This window comes from Pseudooceanicola nanhaiensis DSM 18065 (genome assembly GCF_000688295.1).
Lineage (GTDB): Bacteria > Pseudomonadota > Alphaproteobacteria > Rhodobacterales > Rhodobacteraceae > Pseudooceanicola > Pseudooceanicola nanhaiensis.
Map to the genome: position 1 here is coordinate 663,280 of NZ_JHZF01000013.1, position 19,055 is coordinate 682,334.

Consider the following 19,055-nt stretch of genomic DNA (forward strand, 5'->3'; position numbering starts at 1 on the left):
TCATTCCCCTATACCCGCTCGCGCTCATGCCAACCGCCACCTCCGCCCGCACCCGCCGCCGCGGCACCATCGTAGCCTTCCGCACCGGCCCTGCCAGCCGCTCCCCGCCAGTCCCGGCTGCCGGCCTGTGAGCGGTCCTCCGCGACCCGCACCACCCCCGCGCCGACCGGGGGCCGTCAGCCCCCGCGCGCGCTCACCCCTCGTCCTCCGTCACATCGCTCACGCTCGGGACCACGTCCTCCTGCACGGCCTCGCCGCCGAGGACCAGGAACAGCACGAAGACGACGAAGCCGAGGGGGATCGCCGCGTAGATGAGGGCGCGGGGCATTCCGCGTTTTGGTTTGGGATCGGTCATCTGGAGTCTCCTTCTGGTTCGCAGACTCAACCGCCACCCCGGCGCGGCGTTCCACCGGAGCGCCTACCTCTCCCAGCCCCGTTTGTCCTTCACCTCCGCCCGGGCCTTCTTTTCCTCCACCCGCTTGCGCTTCTGGTTCTTCGACACCTTCGTCGGCACCCGGCGTTTCGGCACCACCGTCGCTTTCCGCACCAGCTCGGCCAGACGCTCCCGCGCGATCTCGCGGTTGCGGGCCTGGGAGCGTTCCTCGGAGACCTGGATCACCACCGCGCCGTCCTTGGTCCAGCGCCGCCCCGCGAGCCGCCGCAGACGGCGCTTCACCGGGTCGGGGAGCGAGGGGGAGCGTTCGGCCTCGAACCGCAGCTCGACGGCCGAGGAGACCTTGTTCACGTTCTGCCCGCCGGGGCCGGAGGCGCGGACGAACTGCTCCACCAGCTCCCAGTCCTGGAGCGCGATCTGGTCGGTGATCCTCAGCAAGGGCGGTCTCCGCAAGGCATGTCCGTTGTGATACCGGGCCGGGGCCGCGCTGCCAATCGGGCAAAGGGAAAGGGCCGCCCCGGTTCGCGGAACGGCCCTTCTCGAGATAAGGAGGTGGGGTCGGTTAGGTTTCCCACCAATCCGGTTGTCACTCAGCCGAGGGCTGCCTCAGCTGACCTCCTTCCGGACTGTTCCAACACCTTTCCCCAAAGTCTCAATAGACACTAGAGCACCTCCTTTCTGAACGTTTCCGATAGGGGAATCGTCTCACAGATTCGCCGAAACGCAAAACGTTTTCACGCAGGTCTTGCGGTCAATTTTCTGACAACCACACGGAATGGTATCAAAGCGAGCAGCGCCAGGGTCAGCTTGACCAGCCAGTCGGCGACGCCCAGCGACACCCAGAGCGGCAGCAGCGGGCCCATGCCCAAAAGCGGCACCGCCTCGTTCGCCCAGGACACGTCGTTGCCGGGCTCGAGGAAGGTGAAGGCCGCGGCGAAGGCCACCGAGAAGAAGATCGCGGTGTCGAGCGAGGAGCCGACCAGCGTCGAGACCAGCGGCGCGCGCCACCATCTGCCGCCGCGCACGGCGTTGAAGACGAAGACGTCCACGAGCTGCGCCAGGAGGAAGGCCGAGCCCGAGGCGAGCGCGACGCGGAAGGTGACGAGGGGGCCGAATTCGCCTTGGATCTGGGTGCCGATCAGCGAGCAGATCACGCCGACGACGAAGCCCGCGATCACCACCTTGCGTGCGGGACCGGGGCCGTAGACCCGGTTCATCACGTCGGTGACGAGGAAGGCGAAGGGATAGGTGAAGGCCCCCCAGGTGAGCCAGTCGCCCAGCAGGATCTGGACGAGGATGTTCGAGGCCACGACAATCGCGGCCATGGCAAGGATGCCGGGTAGATAGGTGCGGTTCATATGTGAGCCCGTTTTTTAGACAAGGTAGCGGAGACTTGTATCCCCCGGAGGGGAAAGCGCGCCGTTTAGTGGGTTTGCGGCGCGCCCGCAAGGGGCAGGACGTATTCCACGACCTGCGAGGGCAGGACGTCCATGAAATTGTCGTCCGCGACCATGGTCAGCCGGATCGCGCCCGTGTCGTCCTGCCAGACGGCGAGGCCCTCGAGGTTGCCGTACTCCCAGGTCCGGGTCTTCAGCACCTCCTCCTCGGCCGTGATCCTGTCGCCGTCGAGGGTGAAGGCGCGCACCCGGCTGGTGAAGCCGAGCCCCGAGAAATGCCGCTCCAGCAGGTAGAGCCGTCCGTCCGGGCCGAAATCCGCGCCGACCGGCAGGAAGGGCGGGCGGCGGGGGATGTCGAAGACCTCCCGCCAGGTGTCGCCCTCGAGCCGCCAGACCGGGAAGGGGCGTTTCACGTGGCCCGACCGCTCGGGGATCGCGTAAAGGCGGTCGCGCCGGTCGATGGCCAGCGCCTCGAGCCCGGAGTTGGGCTGCAGCTTCAGGAACTCCGGCGCGCGGGGCAGGGGCGTGACCTGCGAGAGCGCGGCGTCGTAGGCATCGACCCGGTGGCGGTTCTCGAACGAGATGTGGATCGTGCCGTCGCTGCCGATCGCCAGCCCCTCGGGATCGTTCCGCGTGCCGACCAGCGGGCCGCCGCCGGTGCCGAAGAGCCGCGTGGCCCGGTCGATCGCCATGCCGGTGATGGCGCCGTCCTCGCGGGTGAAGGCGCCGCTGAACAGCATGCCGCGGTCGGACAGGGCGGTGAAGGTGGCTCCGTCCTCCGAGACCTCGAGCCCGGACAGACCGCCGAGCCCCGCCACGTCCCGCGGCAGGTCACGGGACGACACGAAACGCGCGGGATCCGCGTGCAGCGTGCAGCCCAGCAGGATCGCCGTCAGGGCGACTGCAGGACCGAGACGCATTGGCCGGGCAGGTCAGCGAGGGTGAGGTCACGCCGCGGTTTCGGGGCGGGCGCGTTCGGGTCCGGTGGCGGCGGGTTCAGGATGTTGCTCACCCATTGCCGCGCCTCGGCGCAGCCGTCGCCGGGGGGCGGCGCATCCTGATCGACGCATCCGCTGGCCCCGCGGGGGCAGTTGAGGCGGACATGGAAATGGTAGTGGTGGCCGTACCAGGGGCGGATCTTGCGCAGCCACGACCGGTCGCCGGTGGCTTCGTCGCACATCTTCACCTTGGCGCCGGGGAAGAGGAAGATCCGCGCCACGCGGGGGTCGCTGGCGGCGGCCTTCAGCACCTCCATGTGCTGCCGGGTCCACTTGTCGTTCGTGTAGGCCCCGTTCGCCCGGCGCAGCGAGACCGAGGAGATCGACTCGCGTTCGGCGCGGGAGAGGTTCAGCCGCTGCGGCGCGAGCAGCCAGATGTCCGCGTCGAGCCCGCTCTGGTGCGAGGCATGGCCCGAGGTCATCGGGCCGCCCCTCGGCTGGGACATGTCGCCGACATAGAGGCCCTTCCAGCCGGGGATCTGCGCGACCTTCCGGCTGAGGTCCTGAACGTAGTCGATCGTCACGGGCTGCGCCCAGTTCCGGTTCCGCGACAGGCGCATCGCCTGCCACGTCGGCCCGGTCTCCGGCAGCTGCACGGCGCCGGCCTGGCAGCCGCGCGAATAGCCGCCGAAACTGGCCGGGCTCTGGCGCGAGGCCACGGGCTGGGCGCCGAAGAAGGCCTTCGCCGGCTTGCCCTGCATCGTGGCCGGGATCTCGGCCTGGGTGGAAATCGCCGTCGTCTGCACCTTCGTGCCCGCGTCGTCCGATCCGATACAACCGGACAGAGTCAGGGCGAGAAGGGCTGCAAGTGTCAGGTGGCGGGCCATGCTGCTCGGTCCTCCGGTGCCGGGGCGGATTCTTCGCCCTCGGGTTTGACCCAGCGTAGCAGAATGAGGCCGATCAGGAAAAGGGCTATGAGCGGTGAGACGCCGAGCTGCTGGCTCTGCGTGACGGCCGTGGCGATCCCGATGGAGAGCGGCGCGATGAAGGAGGTCGCCTTGCCCGCCAGCGCATAGAGGCCGAAGGCCTCGGCCATGCGCTCGGGGTTGGCCTGACGCACCATCATCGTGCGGCTTGCGGCCTGCAGCGTGCCCCCGGCGGCACCGATGGCCGCGCCGATCAGGTAGAACAGGATGTCGGGCAGGTTGGAGCCCTCGGAAACGGGAATGAAATAGATGCTCTCGCGCGAGATCAGCACGATCGAGACCGCCGTCACCGTCAGCACGAGGATCGACACCGTGATGACCGGCTTCGGCCCGAACCGCTGGTCCATCCGCCCGCCAAGCCAGGCGAAGACCGCGCCCGAGATGATGGCGATGATGGCGAAGATGCCGATGTCGGTGATCGACCAGCCCAGCACGCCCGAGGCATAGATGCCGCCGAAGACGTACATCCCGTTCAGCCCGTCGCGGTAGAACATCGAGGAGCCGAGATAGGCAAAGCGCGACGGGTGCCGCGGCAGCGTCTTCAGCGTGCCGGCCAGCCCGCTCAGGGCGGCCTTCACCGCGCCCGGGGCCGCCCTGGCGACCTTGGGATCGCGGACCCAGAAGAAGAAGGGGATCATGAAGACGGCGTACCAGATCGCGGTCAGTGGCCCCACGGCGCGGGTGCCTTCGCGCAGCGCGGGGTCGAGCCCGAGGATCGGGTCGATGCCGATCATGGTCTTGCCGGTGGTGGCGTTCTCCTGGAACAGCGCGAGCATCAGGATCAGCGCGACCAGCCCGCCGACATAGCCGAAGGCCCAGCCGGAGCCCGAGATCCGGCCGACCTCTTCCCGCGGGCCGAGGTCGGGGAGCATCGAGTTGGTGAAGATCGTCGCGAATTCCATCCCGATCATGCCGATGGCAAAGAAGATCAGCGTGCGGATCAGGTCGAAATCGCCCGGCGCCGCCCACCAGAGGGCGAAGGCGCCGATGACGTACATCAGGGAAAAGACCCAGATCCACCTGAGCCGGTTGCCCGAGACGTCCGAGATCGCGCCGAGGATCGGGGCCAGGAGGGCGATGATGACACCCGCCGCACCGATGCCGAACCCCCAGGCCGCCTGCGCCCGCGCGCCGTCGCCGATCAGCTCCTTCACGTAGGGGGCGAAGATGAAGGTGATGAGCAGGGTGTTGTAGGGCTGGCTGGCCCAGTCGAAGAAATACCACCCCCAGATACGCTTCCGCTGCATCGCCCCGTCCCCCGCGTGTTTCGTCGGGATATGAGCGGGAAGCGACCGAGGTGGCAAGGCCGCCCGCGCGGACGGCCTGCCTTTGGGTCAGGTCCTGTGTCTATGCGGCCATTGCCCGCGCGTCCTCGTCATTCGCCCAGGCGGTCGCGGGGCGGGCGAGGCAGCGCTCGATCCAGGCCCGCACCTTGGGGTCGGCCGGGATCGAGTCGCGGAAGAAGCCGAAGGGCGAGGCCACGATCAGGTCGGCGGCCGAGTAGCGGTCGCCGAGCAGGAAGTGCCGCCCGTCCGCGAGGGCCTCGGCCAGCCGCGCCTCCACCTCGGGCATGCCGCGGAAGGTGGCCCGGGCCATCGGGTGGTCGATGCCGGCGGCGGTGAGGACATAGACCGGCTCCATCACGTCGCCGTACCAGGCGAGCCAGGACAGGTAGGCGCCGCGCTGGCTTTCGCCGACCTTGGGCCCGAGCCCGGCGGCCGGGAAGAGATCGGTGAGGTAGAGCGCGATGGCCGAGGATTCCCGGATCATCACGCCGTCATGGACGAGGACCGGCACCTTGCCCTCCGGATGCGGGTTGGCCGGGTCGGCCTGCCCGGTGCCGTCGACGCGGGCGATCGAGACGCGGCGGATCTCCACCCGGTCGAGGGCGTCGAGCTCTTTCAGAAGCGCGAGGATGCGGGTCGAGCGGGTCATGGGCGAATGGTAGAAGGTGAGCATATCGGTCACTCCGATGAGGGGTTGGTGATGACCCCTTATCGTGGCACCCTCCTGTCAGATTACGTCAGGAGGCGTGGATGCCCCGCACCGACCGCATGTTCCGCCTGCTGCACCTTCTCCGGACGCTGCCCGGGCCGGTCACCGCCGCCCGGCTGGCCGAGGAAACCGGCGTCTCCGAACGCACGCTCTACCGCGACATCGGCGCGCTGAGATCGGCCGGCGCGGTGATCGACGGCGCGGCGGGTTTCGGCTTCACCCTGACCGAGGACCCGGCGCTGCCGCCGCAGATGTTCGACCGGCTCGAGATCGAGGCGCTGGTGCTCGGGCTGGCCGAGGTGCGGCAGGTGGCCGATCCCGCGCTGGCCGCCGCCGCCGAGGGCGCGCTCGCCAAGATCGCCGCGACGGTGCCCGAACGGGTGGAGCGCCAGATGATGCATGCCGTCACCATGTCCTACCGCTTCACCCCGGCCGAGCCCGCCCGGTTCATCGACACGATCCGCGACGCATGCTGGCACGAGACCGCGCTCGATATCCGCTATGCCGATGCGGAGGGCCGGGCGACGGAGCGGCGGGTGCGACCTCTGGCGGTGGTCTACACCGACCGCCACGCCACCCTCCTTGCGTGGTGCTGCCTGCGGGAGGGGTTCCGCAGGTTCCACCTCCACCGCATGACCGCCTGCGCCGCGACCGCGGAGAGCTTCCGCCCCCGGCGGGTCGAACTGCTCCGCCGGGTCATCGCGGAGATGGGCGGCCGGACGTGACCGGACCCCGAGGGTGACGTGCGCCGCCGTGTCCATGGGCCATCCCAGGGCATGGCCGGCCTCCCCCGCGTCGCCCCGGACGCCACCGGCCGCCAGCGGCGCGGCAACGGCGCCACGCGACGCCGCAACGCGCCCCTGCTCACGCGCTTGTCTGGTGACGGACGGCGCTTCGCCGCTTACCCATGGGGCATGGAAGTGATCCTCGCCTACCTCGCGGGCCTGCTGACGCTGATCAATCCTTGCGTCCTGCCGGTGCTGCCGATCGTGCTGGGCTCTGCCCTGCAGGCGAGCAGTTACGGCCCGCTCGCCCTTGCGGCGGGAATGTCGCTGTCCTTCGTCGTGCTCGGGATCACCGTGACGGCCTTCGGCTATGCGCTCGGGATCGACGAGCAGAGCGTGGCGCAGGCGGGCGCCGTGCTGATGATCGGCTTCGGGGTGATCCTGCTGGTGCCGCGCTTCTCGATGGCCTTCTCGGCCGCCACCGCGGGCCTTGCCACCGGCGCCGATGCGCGGATCGGCCGGATCGACAGCACCGGCGCGCGGGGCCAGTTCCTGGGCGGGCTGCTGCTCGGCGCGGTCTGGAGCCCCTGCGTCGGGCCGACCCTCGGCGGGGCGATCTCGCTCGCCAGCCAGGGCGAGAGCCTCCTGCGCGCGACGTTCATCATGACGGGCTTCGCGCTCGGGGTGGCGAGCGTCATCCTCGCGCTAGGTTACGGCGCGCGGCGCCTGCTGACCGGGCGGGACCGCTGGCTGCGCGCGCTGGCCGAGAGGTCGCGGCCGATCCTGGGCGCGATCTTCGTGGCGACGGGCCTTGCGATCCTGTTCCGCCTGCATCATGCCGCCGAAGCCTGGGCGGTGGACACCATGCCCGACTGGCTGCTGAACCTGTCGGTGTCGATCTGAGGAGAATGACATGAAGAGACGTGATTTCATCGCCGCCGGTGGCGCCACCCTGCTTCTTCCCGCCGCACTCTCGGCCGAGCCGGTCGAGTACAAGCCCGGCGTCGTCACCGACGCGCTCGGCGCGGGGCGGACCGTGTTCCTCGACTTCAAGGCAAGCTGGTGCACGACCTGCGCGGCCCAGGAGAAGGTGCTGAAAAGGCTGAAGGCAGAGAACCCGGATTACGAGGCCAACATCACCTTCGTGAACATCGACTGGGACACCTACGGCCGGTCGTCCTTTGCGCAGCGCCTCAACATCCCGCGCCGGTCGACGCTGGTGGTGCTGAAGGGCGATACCGAGGTCGGCCGCCTGGTCGCCGAGACCCGCGAAGACCGCATCAAGGCGCTGCTCGACGCGGCCCTGAACGCGGCGACGGCCTAGGCGGGCAGGGCGTCGCGCTCGGCCTGCCGCCGCGAGGCGGGGCGTTCGGCATAGCGGGCCACCCAGTCGGGGATCGGCCCGTCCTTGGGCTGGAACTGCGGGAAGAGGTGGAACATCTGGGCCGCGATCTGATCGGCCGCCGAATAGCGCTCGCCAAGCAGCCAGGGCCCCTTGGCCAGCTGCGCCTCGAGCCGCGCGACGGCGGTCGGGAAGTCCCGGAAGGTCCGCTTGAGGGCGGGCGACTCGATCTGGGCGAAGTGGAAATGCACCACCGGCTCCAGCACGTTGCCATACCACGCCATCCACATCAGGAAGGGGCCCCGCAGCGGATCGTCCAGCGGCGCGCCCATGCCGCCCTCGGGGAAGAGGTCGGTGAGGTGCAGCATGATCGCGTTCACCTCGGTCATGCCGGCCCCGTCGTGCAGCAGGTAGGGCACCTTGCCGTCCGGATGCGGGTTCGCGGGATCCGCGCCGCCGCTGCCGTCCTGCCGCGAGATGGAGACTTCGCGGATCGTCACCTTCTCCATCATGTCCATCTCGTCGAGAAGCTGGACGATGGCGGAAGAGCGCGAGCGCGGGGCGTGAAACAGTTCGATCATGGCAATACCTCCGCCCCGCATCCAGCCATTGCGCGCCGAGTCGGGCAAGCGGAACCCTCGGAACGGGCGCTCAGCGCAGCGCGATGACCATGTCGACCAGCGTCTCGATCGCGGCCTTGGTGGTCTTGTCCTTGCCCTTGGCGATCTGCGCCGCCCCGATCCGCGCGGCGTAGAGCGCGCGGGGGATGTCGGGATTGGTCACGCCCAGCTTGTCGAGCAGCGTGCGGATCCGCTCGATCCGGACGGCGTCGATCCTGGCCAGCGCATCGGCGGCGTCCTGATCGGTCCGGGCCCAGGTGCGCATCGCCGCCTCGGCCGCGCCGTCCTCGCCGAAGCCGTCCTCCATGAGGCTCTTCAGCTCGGCCACCGCTTCCTTCTTCTTCTTCGGCGCTTCCTCGGGGGCGACGTTCGATTCGCTCCAGTATTCCAGCACGCGCTTCTGGTAGGTGGGCACGTCGGGGAAGTGCCAGTAGAACGACCCCTTGGTGGTTTCGAGCACCCGCGCCAGCGGCTCGGCCTTCAGCCCCTCCGGCCCGAGCCGGGCAAGGGCATCCACACCGGCCTTGAGCCAGTCATCGGGCGAGAGTCTTTGACGCGTGACCATGCGTCAAAGCTAGACCGGCCGGAGTGATTCTGCATGTGAAAAATTCTGCAATGCAGCGATCCGGGGCGGAATGGTCACTCCCTGAGCCCCGGTTCGTCCAGCAGGTGACGGCCCTGCCGGTCCTCGACCTCGATCACCCAGAGGTCGGGATCGAATCCGCGCTGACGGGCCACGGCCGCGTCGACCTCGGCCTCCTCGCCCTCGGCCAGGGCCACCCAGGTCCGGTCGCCGGTCGTCAGGTCGAAGCTGCGGGTGAAGGCGCGGGCCCGGCCATCCAGCGTATTGAGCTTCACCAGCACCGCGCCGCCGGTGTCGTCACCATGGGCGGTCACGAAGGCCGGGATGTCGGCCAGGCGCAGGCGGGTCAGGTAGGCATCGACCCAGAGCCGGGCGGTCAGCCGCATCTCAGTTGCTGTCGCGGAAATCGAGGCCCATCTCGGAATAGCGCGCGGCCTCGTCCTGCCAGTTCTCGCGCACCTTCACCTGCAGGAAAAGATGCACGGGCCGGTCGAGAAACGCCGCGATCTCCTCGCGCGCGGCTTTCGAGATCGCCTTGATCGTCTCGCCGCCCTTGCCCAGCAGGATGCCCTTGTGGCCCGCCCGGCTGACGTAGATCACCTGGTCGATGCGGGCGGAGCCGTCCTTGCGCTCTTCCCAGTTCTCCGTCTCGACGGTGAGCTGGTAGGGAAGCTCCTGGTGCAGCCGCAGGGTGAGCTTCTCGCGCGTCATCTCGGCCGCGATCATCCGGAGCGGCAGGTCGGCGATCTGGTCCTCGGGATAGAGCCAGGGGCTTTCCGGCACCTCGCCCGCCAGCCAGTCGCGCAGATCCTCGACGCCATAGCCTTTCTCGGCCGAGATCATGAAGGTCTTCGCGAAGGGCAGCCGGTTGTTCAGATCCTCGGCCAGTGCCAGCAGCCGCGGCCCCTCCACCCGGTCGATCTTGTTGATCGCCAGCGCCACGGTCCGGCCCTTCGGCATGTCGGCCAGTCCTTCGAGGATGGTCTCCACCCCCTCGGTCACGCCGCGATGCGCCTCGACCAGCAGGACGACCACGTCGGCATCCGCGGCCCCGCCCCAGGCGGCGGCGACCATCGCGCGGTCGAGCCTGCGCCTGGGCCGGAACAGCCCCGGCGTGTCGACGAAGACGATCTGGCTGTCGCCCGCCATCGCGACGCCCCGGATCCGCGCCCGGGTGGTCTGCACCTTGTGGGTCACGATCGACACCTTGGCGCCGACCATGCGGTTCAGCAGGGTCGACTTGCCCGCATTGGGCTCTCCGATCAGGGCGACGAATCCGGCGCGGGTGGTCATGGCAGGGGCTCCGGTCTGGGATGAACAGGCGATGTAGCGGAAATGTGCGCCTCTCGCCAGCGAATTGAGGCGGTGCGCCGCCGGACCCGCGCGCCGTCATCGGGCTGTCCGCGGACCTTCACGTAATATTAACGGACGGGCGGAAGAAGGAGCAGATGCACCGCGGGGTGCGCCCCTTGTCCAACCATGGAGCCGCCATGTCACGACCCGTCTTCGCCGACCTGCCCTGCGCCGACCTCGCCGCCAGCACGGAATGGTTCGCCGACCTCCTGGGGCGCGACCCGGACGCGCGCCACTCCGCGGACCTCGCCGAATGGCACCATCCCGGCACCGCGGGCCTGCGGCTGCGCCGCGATCGCGATCGCGCGGGACAGGGCGCGCTGACCCTGGTGGTCGCCGACATCGCCACACGGCGGGAACGGCTGATCCGGCTGGAGTCCGGGGTGACGCCGGATGCCGGCCGGTTGCGGGTGCAGCTGCGCGATCCGGACGGCAATCTCGTGGTGATGGAGGGGGATTAACCCTTGGGGCCGAGCGCTTTCAGCAGCGCCTCGGCGGCCGCCTGCTCGGCCTGGCGCTTGGACCCGGCCGAGGCGCTGGCCTCCTCGCCGGTGGCAAGCCGCGCGGCGATGGTGAAGACCGGCGAATGGTCCGGGCCGGTCCGCGCCGTCTCGACGTAGCGTGGCGGTTGCATCCCGCGGGCCTGCGCCCATTCCTGCAGCGCGGTCTTCGCGTCGCGGGCGTCGGCCTCGACCGTCTCGATCCGGCTGCCCCAGAGCGAGAGGATCACGCGCTGCGCGGCATCGAAGCCGCCGTCGATATAGACCGCGGCGATCACCGCCTCCATCGCGTCGCCAAGCAGCGCCTGCTTGCGCCGCCCGCCGGTCATCATCTCGGACCGGCCAAGCCGCAGCACCGCGCCCAGGTCGATCTCGCGCGCGACGTCGGCGCAGGTTTCCTTGCGCACCAGCGCGTTGAACCGCGGGGCGAGCTGCCCCTCCGAGGCGCCCCGGTCGGCGCGGAGCAGCGCCTCGGCCATGACCAGCCCGAGCACCCGGTCGCCCAGGAACTCGAGCCGCTGGTTGTCCTCGCGCGTGGCGGAGGAGACCGAGGAATGGGTGAGCGCGTTCTGCAGCAGTTCGACCCGGTCGAATTCATGACCGAGCCGCTTCTGGAAGGCGGTCTGTTCGCGTGACAGCTTCATCGCCGCACGCTCACTCGATGGCTTTGAAATACCGGTCGCTGCGCCAGGTCCAGAAGAACAGCATGGACCGGCCCGCCGAGGAGAACATGATCCGGTCGGCGCGTCCGATGAGGTTTTCGTAGGGCACGAAGCCGACCCCGCCCGCGGTGACCGGGAAGCGCGAGTCGAGCGAGTTGTCGCGGTTGTCGCCCATCATGAAGTAATGGCCCTCGGGGACGTGGAAGACCCCGGTGTCGTCGGCGCCGCGATAGGTGCCGATGTTCAGGATGTGATGGCTGGTGCCGCCCGGCAGCGTCTCGATCTGGCGCGACTTCTCGCAATCCGCGCCCGGACCCACGGCGCCGTTCTCGCAGCGCGGCGGACGACCCTCGGGGCCCTGCCGTTCGTAGGTCTCGACGAAGACGCCGTCATCCTCCAGCTCGACGGGGGCGCCGTTGATCTGCAGCACGCCGTCAATCATCTGCACCGTGTCGCCGGGCAGGCCGACGAGGCGCTTGATGTAATCCTGCCCGGTGGCGGGATGGCGGAAGACGACCACGTCGCCGCGCTCGGGCTCGCCGCCCAGGATGCGGGTGTTGTCGCCGTCGAGGAAGCCGCAGATGTCCTGCGCGTCGATGTTGATCCCGAAGCGCTGCAACCGGACCGAGGGGCAGGAGGCGTAGGAATAGCCGTAGGTCATCTTGTTGACGAAGAGGAAGTCGCCGATCAGCAGCGTGTCCTTCATCGAACCGGAGGGGATCCAGAACGGCTGGAAGAAGATCGTCCGGAAGATCCCGGCGATCAGCAATGCCCAGAAGATCGTCTTGATGGTTTCCCAGACCGCGCTGAAGAAGCCGCCTTCGCTCGCCATGTCGGTTGTCCCTGCCCAAGCCTCCGGCGCTACATGCGGGCGGGGGCGCTTGGTGTCAAGGCGCGACGCGGCGGCCCGCAACGCCGGAAGCCACGGCAAAACAGCGCATTTCCGGAGGGTCCGCAGGGCGTCCCGGCCGGGCGCCTCAAACCGTGATCGGCCGCGCCTCGATCACCACGAAGGCCTGTGCCCAGGGGTGGTCGTCGGTCAGCGTGACATGGATGATCGCCTCGTGCCCCGGCGGGGTCATGGCCGCCAGCCGCTCGGCGGCCCAGCCGGTGACGTGCATCACGGGCTGCCCGGTCCTCAGGTTCGACACCGCCATGTCCTTCCAGGCGATCCCCATCCTCAGCCCGGTGCCGAGCGCCTTTGAGCAGGCCTCCTTCGCCGCCCAGCGTTTCGCATAGGTGCCGGCGACATCGCGGCGGCGTTCGGCCTTGCGCTGTTCCACCTCGGTGAAGACGCGGTTGCGGAAGCGGTCGCCGAACCGGTCCAGCGTGCCCTGGATCCGCTCGATGTTGGCGAGGTCGGTGCCGATGCCGAGGATCATGGCGCCTCTAGTCCGTGGTGGCCGTCACCTCTCCAGTAGACTGATTGATCGTCACTGTCAGGGGGAAAGGCGGCGGGTTCTTCCAGCCGTCGGCGTAATCCGTGACGGGGATGCGCAGGGTGAGGCCGGTCTCCGCGTCCTGCTCGGCCTCCACCGTGGCGAGGTCGATCTGGTAGAAGCCGTAGTTCGGCTGCGCCTCGACCATCTTGCACTGGCGGTCGCCGACCTCGTTGTAGGGCGGCGAGAGCACGACGAGGTAGGAGGGCGCGCCGGCCGGTTCCTTCATGTCGAGCACGGCGAGGCGCACCTCGCCTTCCGCGAAGGTGGCCGTGTTCTCTTCCCAGGGCTCGGCCAGGAACCGCGCGCTCGCGCGGTCGCCGCAGTCACTGACGCTGGCGGCCGAGAGCGGCGCAGCGGCGAGGCAGACGAGGGGGATGAGGGCGTGACGAAACATGGGTGTCCTCCAGTTGGGGCTGGAGGATCAACACGCGATGGCACGCATCGGTTTCGCCACGGAGGCCGCGTCGCGCCGCTGCGCGGGGGCAGGCGGCGGGGTGAGCGGCAGGCCGGATAGCTCGCGATGGCGCATCGCGGCGACCTCGGGATGGGCGAAGGGGTCGCCGGGGGCGGGCCGCTCCGCAGGGGGTTTCGGTTTGGTGAACCAGTTGAACATGGTTTTCTCCTTTCAGTCTTCGTGAATATAATGGGGGCACGATGCGCGAAAAACTGCACAAGACCTGCATGGGTATTTAGATTATCTGAATGGATGGCCTGAACCTCGTCCCCCTCAACGGCCTCCGCGCGATGGAGGCGGTGGCCCGCCTCGGCTCCCTCTCGGCCGCCGGGCGCGAGCTGGGCGTGTCCCCCGGCGCTGTCAGCCAGCAGATCGCCCGGTGCGAGGCGGCGCTGGACCGCCGGCTCTTCGACCGCCGCCCCGGCGGGATGGTGCCGGTGGCGGGGAGCGAGGATATCTTCCGCCGCCTGGGCGAGGGATTCGCGGCGCTCGGCTCGGCAGTCGAGATGACGCGCCGCGACCGGGCCCATGTGCTGACGATCTCGGTCGCGCCGATCTTCGCGGCGCGCTGGCTGATCTGGCGGCTGTCGGGCTTCACCCGCGCGCATCCCGACATCCGCGTGCGGATCGATTCCGAGACGGCGCTTGTCGATCCGAATGCCGGGGACATCGACTTCGCCATCCGCATCGGCCCCGGCGGCTATCGCGGCGTGACGGCGGAACGGCTGTTCCCGCAGCGGATCGTGCCGGTCTGCAACGCCTATTGGGCCGCCCGGATCAAGGCGCCCGCCGACATCGCCCGGGTGCCGATCATCCGCGAGCCCGGCGCCATGTTCGGCTGGGAGGACTGGCTGGAGCCCGAGGGGCTCTCGCCCGCGATCCTCGGCGACGGACCCACGTTCAACGAGGCGTCGCTCTGCCTTGATGCGGCGATGGCGGGCGAGGGGCTGTTCCTCGCCTTCGAGGCGCTCTGCCGGGACGCGCTGGACCGGGGGCAGATCCTGGCGCCCGTGCCGCGGTTCCACCTCTCGGGCCTCAGCTACTGGCTGGTCTCGGCGCGGGACCGCTCGCTCTCGGGGCCGCAGCGGCTGTTCCGGACCTGGCTGCTCGAGGTGCTGGCCGAAGGCGGGCTTGGTGGCGCGTGAGGGGCCGGGCTCAGCCCCGGCGGCGCCGCAGCTCCTGCGCGATTGCGGCGAGGCCCGCGTCGAGCGTGACCTCGGGTGTCCAGCCGGGCAGCAGCGGCCATGTCGGCAGCTTGTCGATCCCGGCCCGGCGCAGCTGCACGGTCGTCATGGGCACCGGCCGGCCGTCGCGTTCGGCGCGCGCCACGGCGCGGGCGACCATCGCCATCGGCACCGGCAGCACGAAGCGCCCGCGTCCCGCGGCGCGGCAGACCTTGCGGTAGAGCGCGCGCAGGCTGAGCACCTCGGCGCCCGCCGCCGTCACCTCGGCCCGGTCGCCGCCGGCGCCGAGCGCCAGCATCATCGCCAGCCCGGCGAGGTCATGGACATGCACCGGCTGCTGCAGGGCACGCCCGTCGCCGGGCAGCGGCAGGACCGGCGATTTCATCGCGACGGCGAGCAGGCGGCCGAGGTTGCCGTCCTCCGGCAGGCCGTAGATCATCGTCGGACGCACGATCGCCCAGGGGTCGGGCAGGGCGCGGATGCGATCCTCGGCCCGGTCGAGCGCCTGGTAGAGCTCGGAGGCGCGGTCGAGGCCGACGTTGTTGGACGAGACCGCGACGATCCGGACCCCGGGCGCGATGCGGCGGAGCGCCTCGGCCGTGGCGACGCTCTGCGTCAGGATCGGGCAGAAGACCACCGCGTCGCACTCGGCGAGGCTCCGCGCCGCCGCCTCCGGCGCGTCGAGGTCGAGCGCGCGCAACGCGATCCGCGGGTCGTCCGGGTCGATGTCGATCCGCATCGGATCGCGCGCGGTCAGGACCAGCCGGGCGCCGGTTTCGTCCCGCAGCCGCCGGGCGAGCCGTGCGCCGAGGCGCCCGGTGGCGCCGACCACGCCGAGGGTCAGGTCTTCGGTCATCCGTGCCTCCGGGCTCTAGCTGCCCGCGCGGGCCTCGTCCATCAGGCGGCGCATCTCCGCGATGGCGGGCTTGAGCCCGAGGAAGATCGCCTCGCCGACCAGGAAATGCCCGATGTTGAGCTCGCGTACCTCGGGGAAGGCGGCGACGGGGCGGACCGTGTCGTAGGTCAGCCCGTGGCCCGCATGCACCTCGAGCCCCAGCGAATGGGCGAAGGCCGACATTTCGCGCAGGCGCTCGAGCTCGGCATCCCGGGCGTCGAGACGGCCTTCGGCATGGGCGTCGCAATAGGCGCCGGTGTGCAGCTCGATCACCTCGGCGCCGATCCGGTGCGCGGCCTCGATCTGTTTGCGGTCGGCGGCGATGAAGATCGACACCCGGCAGCCCGCGTCGCGCAGGGGGGCGATGAAATGCGCGAGCCTGTTCTCTTCGCGGGCGACTTCCAGCCCGCCCTCGGTGGTCCGCTCCTCGCGCTTCTCGGGCACGATGCAGACCGCGTGCGGCCGGTGGCGCAGGGCGATCGCCTGCATCTCGTCGGTGGCCGCCATCTCGAAGTTGAGCGGCACCGTAAGCACCTCCATCAGCCCCTCGATATCCGCGTCCGAAATATGCCGGCGGTCCTCGCGCAGATGCGCGGTGATCCCGTCGGCGCCGGCTTCCTCGGCCAGTTGCGCGGCGCGCAGCGGGTCGGGATAGGCGCCGCCGCGGGCGTTGCGGACGGTGGCGACGTGGTCGATGTTCACGCCAAGGCGCAGGTGGGTCATGGGCTTGCCTCCGGTCTTCGGGCCGGGGCTTACTTGCTCTCGGCCTTTGTCGCCTTGGCAGCCTTGATGCCTTTCAGGCGCTCTTGCAAGGCCCCTTTGCGGCGCTGCTGGTAGGCCCGGATGACGGGCAGCGAGAGGTAGAAGCCGACCGCGCCGCCCAGGATCCCGGGGATGATCCCGCCGATCATGTAGGGGAAGAAGACCTCGTGGTAGAACGTGGCGAGCCAGGTCCAGTTCATCGTGTCATCGGTGAAGATGGCGATGAAATTGTGGTGCAGCGCGTCATAGGCATCGGCAAAGCGGCCGCCGATGGATTCGTGCATGTCCGGCGTCATCTTCCGACGGTCGCCCAGCAGGAAATGACCTGTTTCCAATGAGATGGCCGCGATCGGGACATAGGTCAGCGGGTTGCCGACGAAGGTGGCGAGCAGGGCCGCGATGATGTTCCCGCGGATCAGCTTCGCGCAGAGCGCGGCGGTCAGGAAGTGGAAACCGTAGAATGGCGTGAAGACGGTGAAGACCCCGGCGGCGATGCCGCGCGCGATGCGCTCGGGCTTGTCGGGCAGGCGCTGGACGCGGTGCTTGACGTATTGCGCCGCACGGCCCCAGCCTCCTTTCGGCCAGAAGAAATCCGCCGCGACCTTCCAGATCGGACGTCTGTCCCGGCGCTTAAAGACCAACCGCTTCTCCCTGCATGGCGTTGTCCGCCCTTGCTTCAACTGCTCCGTTCCGCCGGCGTTCCACAGCCGCCACGTCACTTTCCGCCTCGAGCGCGGAGACCACCGTGTGCAGGTGCTCGGCGTCGCTGAGTTCGAGGTCTATCGAGACTCTGTAAAAGTCCGGCTTACGATCCACGAACCGCAGGTCCGAGATATTGGCCTTCTGCTCGCCGATCAATGTGCAGATCCGGCCCAGCACGCCCGCGTCGTTGCCCATCGTCACGTCGAGCGTCACCGGGTAGATCGGTTCGTGCCGGCCCGAATGCCAGTGCAGGTCGACCCAGCGTTCCGGCTGGTTCTCGTATTCCGCCAGCGTCTCGCAATCGATCGCGTGGACCACCACGCCGCGCCCGCGCCAGGTGATCCCGACGATGCGCTCGCCCGGCAGCGGCTGGCAGCAGGTGGCGCGCTGGAACGAGGAGCCCTCCTCCACGCCGATCACCGCGCGGTCCCATGTCACGCCGTTGCCCTCGGCGGGCGCGAGGTCGGGATAGACCGCCTTCACCACCTCGCGCGCGGTCATCTCGGCCGAACCGAGGCGCGCGAGAACCTCGTCGCGATCGGGCAGGCGGAGCTGCTTCGCCGCGGCGTCCAGCGCCTTGTCGGTGGCCTTCTTGCCGACATGTTCGAAGGCGGACCGCGCCAGTTCCCGGCCCAGCCGGATGAAGCGTTCCTTGTCGACCTCGCGCAGCGCCCGGCGGATGGCGGTCTTGGCCTTGCCGGTGGTCGCGATTTCCAGCCAGGTCGCCTGCGGTGTCTGACCCTCGGCGGTGGTGATCTCGACCGACTGGCCGTTCTTGATACGGGTCCAGAGCGGCACCCGCATCCCGTCGATCTTGGCGCCGACACAGGCGTTGCCGATGCGGGTGTGGATCGAATAGGCGAAGTCGATGGGCGTCGCGCCGCGCGGCAGCTTCACGACCTCGCCCTTGGGGGTGAAGCAGAAGACCTTGTCCGAATACATCTCGAGCTTCACGGCCTCGAGGAAATCCTCGTGATCCTCTTCCGAGTTGAACTGCTCGGTCAGCCCCGAGAGCCATTTCACCGGATCGACGGCGAAGGGGTTCTCGGACCGCACGCCGTCGCGATAGGACCAGTGCGCGGCAACGCCCGCCTCGGCCACCTCGTGCATGGCGCGGGTGCGGATCTGCACCTCGACCCGCTTGCCGTCGCGCCCGGACACGGTGGTGTGGATCGAGCGGTAGCCGTTCGACTTCGGCTGGGAGATGTAATCCTTGAAGCGCCCCGGCACCGCCCGCCAGCGGCGGTGGATCGCGCCGAGCGCGCGGTAGCAGGCATCCTCGCTGTCGGTGATGATCCGGAAACCGTAGATGTCGGACAGGCGCGAGAAGCCCTGCCCCTTCTCCTGCATCTTGCGCCAGATCGAATAGGGCTTCTTGGCGCGGCCCAGCACCTCGGCCTCGACATCGGCGCGCTTCAGCTCCTGCCGCATGTCGGCGGTGATCCGGTCGATCACGTCGCCCGCGTCGCTCTGAAGGGTGATGAAGCGGCGCAGGATCGACTGCCGCGCCTCGGGGTTCAGCACCTTGAAGGCGAGGTCTTCCAGCTCCTCGCGCATCCACTGCATGCCCATCCGGCCCGCCAGCGGCGCGAAGATGTCCATCGTCTCGCGCGCCTTCTGGACCTGCTTCTCCGGCCGCATCGCCCGGATCGTGCGCATGTTGTGGAGCCGGTCGGCGAGCTTGACGAGGATCACCCGCAGGTCCTTGGACATTGCCATCAGGAGCTTGCGGAAGTTCTCGGCCTGCTGGGTCTCGGTCGACGACAGCTGGAGCTTGGTCAGCTTGGTGACGCCGTCCACGAGGTCGGCGATGTCGCGCCCGAAGATGTCCGAGACCTCGCCGTAGGAGGCCTTGGTGTCCTCGATCGTGTCGTGCAGCAGCGCGGTGATGATGGTGGCGTCGTCCAGCTTCTGCTGGGTGAGGATCGCGGCCACCGCCACCGGATGGCTGAAATAGGGCTCGCCCGAGTGGCGGAACTGCCCTTCATGCGCCGCGAGACCGTAGTCATAGGCCACTCGGAGCAGAGTCTCGTCGGTCTTCGGATTGTAGGCGCGGACGAGAGCGATCAGGTCGTCGGCCGCCAGCATCTTCGTTCCGCGCCTCTTCCCTGGGGTCCTTCG

Annotated in this window: 25 protein-coding genes; 5 read left to right on the forward strand and 20 right to left on the reverse strand. The window is 69.2% G+C overall.

The window, feature by feature from the left end:
• Window positions 1-193: 193 nt before the first annotated feature.
• The 7 genes from Q344_RS26110 to Q344_RS0113225 all read right to left on the reverse strand — a co-directional run bounded on the left by Q344_RS26110 (window position 194) and on the right by Q344_RS0113225 (window position 5,674).
• Entirely contained in the window at window positions 194-355 is a 162-nt protein-coding gene (locus Q344_RS26110; protein ID WP_156954702.1) for a nicotinate phosphoribosyltransferase, read from the reverse strand.
• 63 nt (window positions 356-418) lie between these two features.
• A complete protein-coding gene (gene arfB, locus Q344_RS0113200) occupies window positions 419-832 on the reverse strand; it encodes an alternative ribosome rescue aminoacyl-tRNA hydrolase ArfB (RefSeq protein ID WP_028287141.1) in 414 nt (137 codons plus the stop codon).
• Between the two features lie 296 nt (window positions 833-1,128).
• Window positions 1,129-1,752 carry a queuosine precursor transporter gene (locus Q344_RS0113205; protein WP_028287142.1) on the reverse strand — a complete coding sequence of 208 codons (624 nt, stop codon included), beginning with the start codon at window positions 1,750-1,752 and terminating at the stop codon, window positions 1,129-1,131.
• A 65-nt stretch (window positions 1,753-1,817) separates the two neighbouring features.
• Window positions 1,818-2,711: an esterase-like activity of phytase family protein gene (locus Q344_RS0113210; RefSeq protein ID WP_028287143.1), complete on the reverse strand. Its 894-nt coding sequence runs from the start codon at window positions 2,709-2,711 to the stop codon at window positions 1,818-1,820.
• A complete protein-coding gene (gene mepA, locus Q344_RS0113215; RefSeq protein ID WP_028287144.1) occupies window positions 2,684-3,616 on the reverse strand; it encodes a penicillin-insensitive murein endopeptidase in 933 nt (310 codons plus the stop codon). Before mepA ends, Q344_RS0113210 begins: the two co-directional genes overlap by 28 nt.
• Window positions 3,601-4,962, reverse strand: coding sequence for an MFS transporter (locus Q344_RS0113220; RefSeq protein WP_028287145.1), 1,362 nt, complete (start codon window positions 4,960-4,962; stop codon window positions 3,601-3,603). Before Q344_RS0113220 ends, mepA begins: the two co-directional genes overlap by 16 nt.
• 100 nt (window positions 4,963-5,062) lie before the next feature.
• Entirely contained in the window at window positions 5,063-5,674 is a 612-nt protein-coding gene (locus Q344_RS0113225; RefSeq protein WP_028287146.1) for a glutathione S-transferase family protein, read from the reverse strand.
• A 77-nt stretch (window positions 5,675-5,751) separates the two neighbouring features.
• On the opposite strand from Q344_RS0113225, the gene Q344_RS0113230 reads away from it, so the two are divergent.
• Genes Q344_RS0113230 through Q344_RS0113240 form a run of 3 tightly spaced genes read left to right on the forward strand, consistent with a single transcriptional unit; the run spans window position 5,752 to window position 7,759 of the window.
• Window positions 5,752-6,435, forward strand: a complete 684-nt coding sequence (locus Q344_RS0113230) for a helix-turn-helix transcriptional regulator (RefSeq protein WP_028287147.1) — start codon at window positions 5,752-5,754, stop codon at window positions 6,433-6,435.
• Between the two features lie 51 nt (window positions 6,436-6,486).
• A complete protein-coding gene (locus Q344_RS0113235) occupies window positions 6,487-7,338 on the forward strand; it encodes a cytochrome c biogenesis CcdA family protein (RefSeq protein WP_308423364.1) in 852 nt (283 codons plus the stop codon).
• 10 nt (window positions 7,339-7,348) lie between these two features.
• On the forward strand, window positions 7,349-7,759 hold the full coding sequence (locus tag Q344_RS0113240; RefSeq protein WP_028287149.1) for a thioredoxin family protein: 411 nt from the start codon (window positions 7,349-7,351) through the stop codon (window positions 7,757-7,759).
• On the opposite strand, the gene Q344_RS0113245 is transcribed toward Q344_RS0113240, so the two are convergent.
• The 4 genes from Q344_RS0113245 to era form a co-directional block, all read right to left on the reverse strand.
• A complete protein-coding gene (locus Q344_RS0113245; protein WP_028287150.1) occupies window positions 7,756-8,358 on the reverse strand; it encodes a glutathione S-transferase family protein in 603 nt (200 codons plus the stop codon). The two genes, Q344_RS0113240 and Q344_RS0113245, sit on opposite strands and share 4 nt — an antisense overlap.
• A gap of 70 nt (window positions 8,359-8,428) precedes the next feature.
• Entirely contained in the window at window positions 8,429-8,962 is a 534-nt protein-coding gene (locus Q344_RS0113250) for a TetR/AcrR family transcriptional regulator (RefSeq protein WP_028287151.1), read from the reverse strand.
• A gap of 74 nt (window positions 8,963-9,036) precedes the next feature.
• Window positions 9,037-9,366, reverse strand: a complete 330-nt coding sequence (locus tag Q344_RS0113255) for a DUF1491 family protein (RefSeq protein ID WP_028287152.1) — start codon at window positions 9,364-9,366, stop codon at window positions 9,037-9,039.
• Between the two features lies 1 nt (window position 9,367).
• Window positions 9,368-10,273 (reverse strand): GTPase Era, encoded by a 906-nt coding sequence (gene era, locus Q344_RS0113260; protein WP_028287153.1) that lies wholly within the window; start codon window positions 10,271-10,273, stop codon window positions 9,368-9,370.
• A 197-nt stretch (window positions 10,274-10,470) separates the two neighbouring features.
• Between era and Q344_RS23935 the strand changes: the two genes are divergently transcribed.
• A complete protein-coding gene (locus Q344_RS23935; RefSeq protein WP_036539207.1) occupies window positions 10,471-10,794 on the forward strand; it encodes a VOC family protein in 324 nt (107 codons plus the stop codon).
• Here Q344_RS23935 and rnc read toward each other — a convergent pair.
• From rnc to Q344_RS0113290, 5 genes are all read right to left on the reverse strand, one after another.
• A complete protein-coding gene (gene rnc / locus Q344_RS0113270; protein WP_028287154.1) occupies window positions 10,791-11,477 on the reverse strand; it encodes a ribonuclease III in 687 nt (228 codons plus the stop codon). The two genes, Q344_RS23935 and rnc, sit on opposite strands and share 4 nt — an antisense overlap.
• 10 nt (window positions 11,478-11,487) lie before the next feature.
• On the reverse strand, window positions 11,488-12,327 hold the full coding sequence (gene lepB, locus Q344_RS0113275; RefSeq protein ID WP_028287155.1) for a signal peptidase I: 840 nt from the start codon (window positions 12,325-12,327) through the stop codon (window positions 11,488-11,490).
• Window positions 12,328-12,472: 145 nt separating this feature from the next.
• On the reverse strand, window positions 12,473-12,877 hold the full coding sequence (acpS, locus tag Q344_RS0113280) for a holo-ACP synthase (RefSeq protein ID WP_028287156.1): 405 nt from the start codon (window positions 12,875-12,877) through the stop codon (window positions 12,473-12,475).
• A 7-nt stretch (window positions 12,878-12,884) separates the two neighbouring features.
• Entirely contained in the window at window positions 12,885-13,331 is a 447-nt protein-coding gene (locus Q344_RS0113285; protein ID WP_036539209.1) for a hypothetical protein, read from the reverse strand.
• Between the two features lie 27 nt (window positions 13,332-13,358).
• A complete protein-coding gene (locus tag Q344_RS0113290) occupies window positions 13,359-13,550 on the reverse strand; it encodes a hypothetical protein (RefSeq protein WP_028287158.1) in 192 nt (63 codons plus the stop codon).
• Between the two features lie 89 nt (window positions 13,551-13,639).
• Between Q344_RS0113290 and Q344_RS0113295 the strand changes: the two genes are divergently transcribed.
• Complete coding sequence (locus tag Q344_RS0113295; protein WP_028287159.1) at window positions 13,640-14,536, forward strand: LysR substrate-binding domain-containing protein; 897 nt, start codon at window positions 13,640-13,642, stop codon at window positions 14,534-14,536.
• A gap of 10 nt (window positions 14,537-14,546) precedes the next feature.
• Here the strand turns inward: Q344_RS0113295 and Q344_RS25155 are convergent, their stop codons facing one another.
• Genes Q344_RS25155 through Q344_RS0113315 form a run of 4 tightly spaced genes read right to left on the reverse strand, consistent with a single transcriptional unit; the run spans window position 14,547 to window position 19,022 of the window.
• A complete protein-coding gene (locus Q344_RS25155) occupies window positions 14,547-15,431 on the reverse strand; it encodes an NAD-dependent epimerase/dehydratase family protein (protein ID WP_028287160.1) in 885 nt (294 codons plus the stop codon).
• 15 nt (window positions 15,432-15,446) lie between these two features.
• On the reverse strand, window positions 15,447-16,193 hold the full coding sequence (locus Q344_RS0113305; protein ID WP_028287161.1) for a pyridoxine 5'-phosphate synthase: 747 nt from the start codon (window positions 16,191-16,193) through the stop codon (window positions 15,447-15,449).
• Window positions 16,194-16,222: 29 nt separating this feature from the next.
• Window positions 16,223-16,873 carry a DUF2062 domain-containing protein gene (locus Q344_RS0113310; protein WP_028287162.1) on the reverse strand — a complete coding sequence of 217 codons (651 nt, stop codon included), beginning with the start codon at window positions 16,871-16,873 and terminating at the stop codon, window positions 16,223-16,225.
• Window positions 16,863-19,022, reverse strand: a complete 2,160-nt coding sequence (locus Q344_RS0113315; RefSeq protein ID WP_028287163.1) for a RelA/SpoT family protein — start codon at window positions 19,020-19,022, stop codon at window positions 16,863-16,865. Before Q344_RS0113315 ends, Q344_RS0113310 begins: the two co-directional genes overlap by 11 nt.
• Window positions 19,023-19,055 lie beyond the last annotated feature (33 nt).